Origin of the sequence: Mesorhizobium sp. M7A.F.Ca.US.005.03.2.1 (assembly GCF_003997795.1) — a bacterium.
Lineage (GTDB): Bacteria > Pseudomonadota > Alphaproteobacteria > Rhizobiales > Rhizobiaceae > Mesorhizobium > Mesorhizobium ciceri.
In genome coordinates, this window is the sequence record NZ_RZRP01000473.1 from 1 (window position 1) to 4,898 (window position 4,898).

Annotated in this window: 5 protein-coding genes; 2 read left to right on the top strand and 3 right to left on the bottom strand. The window is 63.6% G+C overall.

All coding sequences use genetic code 11. From position 1 onward, the window contains the following. Together EN991_RS23305 and rnd are read left to right on the top strand one after the other, a co-directional pair. Positions 1-744: MFS transporter (locus EN991_RS23305; RefSeq protein ID WP_127369636.1), on the top strand; the 744-nt coding region annotated here is incomplete at its 5' end. 75 nt (positions 745-819) lie between these two features. Further along, positions 820-1,971: a ribonuclease D gene (gene rnd / locus EN991_RS23310; protein WP_127369637.1), complete on the top strand. Its 1,152-nt coding sequence runs from the start codon at positions 820-822 to the stop codon at positions 1,969-1,971. A 55-nt stretch (positions 1,972-2,026) separates the two neighbouring features. On the opposite strand, the gene EN991_RS23315 is transcribed toward rnd, so the two are convergent. Genes EN991_RS23315 through guaB form a run of 3 tightly spaced genes read right to left on the bottom strand, consistent with a single transcriptional unit; the run spans position 2,027 to position 4,560 of the window. Continuing rightward, positions 2,027-2,446: an MAPEG family protein gene (locus EN991_RS23315; protein WP_013532284.1), complete on the bottom strand. Its 420-nt coding sequence runs from the start codon at positions 2,444-2,446 to the stop codon at positions 2,027-2,029. A gap of 37 nt (positions 2,447-2,483) precedes the next feature. After that, a complete protein-coding gene (locus EN991_RS23320) occupies positions 2,484-3,107 on the bottom strand; it encodes a hypothetical protein (RefSeq protein WP_127369638.1) in 624 nt (207 codons plus the stop codon). Next, complete coding sequence (gene guaB, locus EN991_RS23325) at positions 3,058-4,560, bottom strand: IMP dehydrogenase (protein ID WP_013532286.1); 1,503 nt, start codon at positions 4,558-4,560, stop codon at positions 3,058-3,060. The genes EN991_RS23320 and guaB overlap by 50 nt, the downstream gene beginning before the upstream one ends. Between the last annotated feature and the right edge of the window lie 338 nt (positions 4,561-4,898).

Here is a 4,898-nt window from a genome sequence, read left to right on the forward strand (position 1 = left end):
ACCCTATCGCTGGTGCCGGTGTCGCTCGGCGACCGCTCCAACCCGACACCACCCGAAGAGGTCAAGCTCGACCTGGCGCGCGTCTGGCGGATTTCGCCGCTGGGCTGCTTCGGCTGCATCGCCGTCGGCGTCACCAACAGCGCCTTTCGCACCTTGTCGCCGGTTTATGCCGAGCAGATCGGCATGTCGGTCGCCGATGTCGTGACCTTCGTCAGCGTCGGCATCTTCGGCGGCGCCATCATCCAGTATCCGCTCGGCTACCTCTCCGACCGCTGGGACCGGCGCCGGGTGCTGCTGATGACGACCTGCTGCGCGATGCTTTCGGCGCTGGCGCTGGTGTTCATCGCCGGTAGCAATCCGCTGCTCAACTTCGTCCTCGTCTTCATCTTCGGCTGTTTCGCCATGCCGCTCTATTCGTTGTCGGCGGCCCACTCCAACGATCGCGCCGACACCGGCGAGTTCGTGCTGATCAACGCGGCGCTGATGCTGTTCTATTCCTTCGGCGCGATCGGCGGCCCGTTCGCCGCCTCGACGGCGATGCAATATTTCGGACCGGGCGCCCTGTTTGTATTCAGCGCGGTGGTCTATGCGATCTTCATCGCTGTCATCCTCTACCGCATGCAGGCTCGGTCCGGCGTGCCGGCGGGCAGGCGCGGCCGCTTCATTGCGCTCCTGCGCACTTCGACGGTTTTCGCGCGGCTGGCCAGGAGAAACGGCGATTCCGACGGTCCGGGAACCTCATGATGGCGGTGCCAAAGCTTGACGAAAGCCCCGGCGGCTGAAATCTAGGAAGACCTTACTCCTGCCAAAAGCGATTTGATGCACGTCATCACCACCCAGAAAGAACTCGAGACCGTTCTCGCCGCTTTCGAAAAGTCGGATTTCGTCACTGTCGACACCGAATTCATTCGAGAAACGACGTTTTGGCCGATCCTGTGCCTGATCCAGATGGCCGCTCCCGGCGTGACGGCACTGATCGATCCGCTGGCTCCCGATATCGACCTGAAGCCGTTCTTCAGGCTGATGGCCAACGAGGCGGTGGTCAAAGTCTTCCACGCCGCGCGGCAGGACATCGAAATCATCGTCCATCTCGGCGATCTGGTTCCGCATCCAGTGTTCGACACGCAAGTGGCGGCGATGGTCTGCGGCTTCGGCGACAGCGTTTCCTACGATCAGCTCGTGCAGCGCATCACCGGCGCGCGGCTCGACAAGTCGTCGCGCTTCACCGACTGGCGCCACCGGCCGCTTTCCGACAAGCAGCTCGACTATGCGCTGGCCGACGTCACCCATCTGATCGAGGTCTATCAGCACCTCAGCGCCGAACTGGAGCGGGAAAACCGCGCCCATTGGCTTAACGAGGAAATGGAGGTCCTTACCTCCCGCGAAACCTATGATCCGCATCCCGAGGACGCCTGGAAGCGGCTGAAGATGCGGCTGCGCAAGCCGCAGGAACTGGCGATCGTGCAGGGCGTTGCGGCGTGGCGCGAGCGCGAGGCGCGCGAACGCGACGTGCCGCGCGGCCGCGTGCTCAAGGACGACGCGATCTACGAGGTGGCGCAGCAGGCGCCGCGCGACGCGGCAGCCCTGGGCAAGCTGCGCACGACGCCGAAGGGCTGGGAACGCTCCTCGACGGCGACGGCGCTGCTCGGCGCGGTCAACACCGCCCTTGCCTTGCCCAAGGAGCAGATGCCGAAACTGCCAAAGAGTTTCCAGCCGCCCGAGGGCTCGAGCGCCGCGGCGGAACTGTTGAAGGTGCTGCTGCGGATCGTCGCCGAAAAGGAAGGCGTCGCCTCCAAGGTGCTGGCCTCCAGCGACGACATCGACCGTATCGCCGCCGAGGGCGAGGAAGCCGACGTACCGGCCCTGCAGGGCTGGCGGCGCGCGGTGTTCGGCGAGGCCGCGCTCAAGCTGGTACGCGGCGAGATCGGCATCAAGTTCGACAAGCGCAAGATTGCGGTGTTCGACCTGTAGACGTCCCTCGCGGATTTTCCTTCTCCCCTTGCGGGAGAAGGAAAAAGTGCCCTGCTCAAACCATGCCGAGCAGGTGCAGCGCGAACCAGATCCATCCCAGCAGGAGAATCACCGCACTGACGAAGAATGACCGGCTGCGCAGCAGCAGATTGTTGCTGGTCAGGTGAACCCAGGCGTGGAAATAGCGCGATGCGACGAAAATCCACATCAGCGCCAGGGTCAGATAGTTGACGCCGTTGGTCAGGTGCAGCGTCAGGCACAGCACATAGAACAGCACCGGCAGCTCGAACTGGTTGGTGAGATTGGCGGCAACGGTGACGCTGGAGGCCGGCTCGGTCGAACGCACCTTGAACTGAGCTGGCTTCGCCTCGCCTGACCTGATTGCGCCGTATCTGCGGCGACCCAGGATGCAGTAGACGATGTAGATCAGCAGCACATGCGCCAGAACAGGCCAGAAGATCGTGGTCTGGTTCACGAAGTTTCCCCTACCCGGCTAAGCTTTGCGCGCGGCATCAGGCCAGGCGTTTCTGGCCTGCCAGCCAGAAGGCGGCAATGACGATCACCGGGACGGCGAAAAGCGCGAATTTGGTGACGGTGAGCGCCGAAGCCAAAGACAGCGAGTCCGGATTCGCCGACAGGAAATCGGACAGAAGCCGCGCTACCGCGATGTTCTGGGCGTAGTCGGCAAGCGTGTAGGGCAGCACCAGGACCAGCGCGAAGATCGACTGCAGCTGCACCGGCTGCACGCGGAAAGCCTTCAATCGCCGGCCGGTGGCCAGGATCAGGCTGACCAGCGTCACAGACAGCAGCGCCGGGAACAACAGAGCGAAGGTCAGATAGTGCCAGACGAGAATGATCTCGCCGCCGCGCCGGCCGAGTGCCGTCAGCCAGGCCATGCCTTCGTCCGGAGTGAAACCGAAAATACGCATGTCGAGTGATGGCAAGCCGCCGCTCAACTGGCGAAAGTAGAGGAATTCCATAGCCGTCATGGCGGTGAAAACCACCGCCGACAGGAAACAGAGTGCGCCTGCGTGGCGCGGCAGCCGCAGGATCGTTGCCGTCAGGCTCCGCCCGAGCCCGTACTGGTCAGGCTCCGCCGGGATAGTTCGGGCTTTCGCGGGTAATCGTGACGTCATGGGCGTGGCTTTCACGAAGTCCGGCATTGGATATGCGCACAAAGGTGGCGCGCTCGCGGAAATCGGCAAGGTCGCGGCCACCAACATAACCCATAGCGGCTTTCAGCCCGCCCGCAAGCTGGTGCAGCACACCAGACACAGGTCCTTTGTAGGGAACCTGCCCTTCGATGCCTTCCGGGACCAGTTTCAGCGTGTCGCGCACCTCGGCCTGGAAGTAGCGATCGGCGGAGCCGCGGGCCATGGCGCCGACCGAGCCCATGCCGCGATAGGCCTTGAAGGAGCGGCCCTGATGCAGATAGACCTCGCCCGGGCTTTCGTCGGTTCCGGCCAGCAGCGAGCCGATCATGGCCGCACTGGCGCCTGCGGCCAACGCCTTGGCCAGATCGCCGGAATATTTGATGCCGCCATCGGCGATCACCGAGACGCCGGATTTGTGCGCCGTCTCGACCGCCGACATGATGGCCGAGAGCTGCGGCACGCCGACGCCGGCAACGATGCGGGTGGTGCAGATGGAACCCGGGCCGATGCCGACCTTGACGGCGTCGGCGCCGGCGTCGATCAGCGCCTGCGTGCCCGCGGCGGTGGCGACGTTGCCAGCCAGGATGCGGACGGAGTTGGATAGTTTTTTCGCCCGCGTGACGGCGTCGAGCACGCGCTGCGAGTGGCCATGCGCGGTGTCGATCACCAGAAGGTCGACGCCGGCATCGATGAGGCGTTCGGCGCGCTCGAAACCGTCATCGCCGACGCTGGTGGCGGCGGCGGCGCGCAGGCGGCCCTGTGCGTCCTTGGTGGCGTGCGGATTGAGCTGCGACTTCTCGATATCCTTGACGGTGATCAGTCCGACGCAATTGCCTTGCCTGTCGACGACGACCAACTTTTCGATCCTGTGCTGGTGCAGGAGGCGCTTGGCCTCGTCCTGGTCGACGTTCTCCTTGACCGTGATCAGGTTGTCACGGGTCATCAGTTCATGGACCTTCTGCGCCGGATCGGACGCAAAGCGCACGTCGCGATTGGTCAGGATGCCGATCAGCCGGCCGATCTTGTGGCCGCCGCTGCCGCCGTTCTCGACCACCGGAATGCCCGAGATCGAATAGCTGCGCATCAGGCCCAGCGCGTCGGCGAGCGTCGCGTCGGGGCCGATGGTGACGGGATTGACCACCATGCCGGATTCGAATTTCTTGACCTGCCGCACCTGCTCGGCCTGTTCGGCCGGCGAGAAATTGCGGTGGATGACGCCAATGCCGCCGGCCTGGGCCATGGCTATGGCAAGCCGCGCCTCGGTGACGGTGTCCATCGCCGCCGACAGGATCGGCACATTCAGGTCGATGTCGCCGGCGATGCGGGTGCGGACATCGGTTTCGCCAGGCATGACCTCGGAATGACCCGGCTGCAGCAGCACGTCGTCAAAGGTCAGCGCCAATGCGCCGGTGGACGTTTCGATGATTTTTGCCATGGCCAGTCCCTTGAACATAAAAACGGTGGGGGAATACAAAAAAGCGCTGGACCGGAATGGACAGCGCCGACTCGTTTCTTCCCTTTCAGGATTGGCGCTGGCTGGTACCACGTCCAAGCACCGATGAAAAGCCGATGATTTCACGCTCCCGGAAAGGTGACTTTCCGGCGAAGGGATGCCACCTGTGGTTGCCGGTCGCACAAAAGTGACAGCAAATTAATGCGACATCCCGGCGAAGGCATGGTAACCGCCCGCCTCAGGGCCGACATGCAACCGGCAACGCAACATTCAAGTCTGGACGCGTTCGTTGAACCGCACCATCCCGCTTATATTGGCGG

Excerpts from the sequence above, each read along its gene's own strand:
- rnd (WP_127369637.1), top strand. The coding sequence starts at position 820 with ATGCACGTCATCACCACCCAGAAAGAACTCGAGACCGTTCTCGCCGCT.
- EN991_RS23320 (WP_127369638.1), bottom strand. The coding sequence starts at position 3,107 with ATGACGTCACGATTACCCGCGAAAGCCCGAACTATCCCGGCGGAGCCT.
- guaB (WP_013532286.1), bottom strand. The coding sequence starts at position 4,560 with ATGGCAAAAATCATCGAAACGTCCACCGGCGCATTGGCGCTGACCTTT.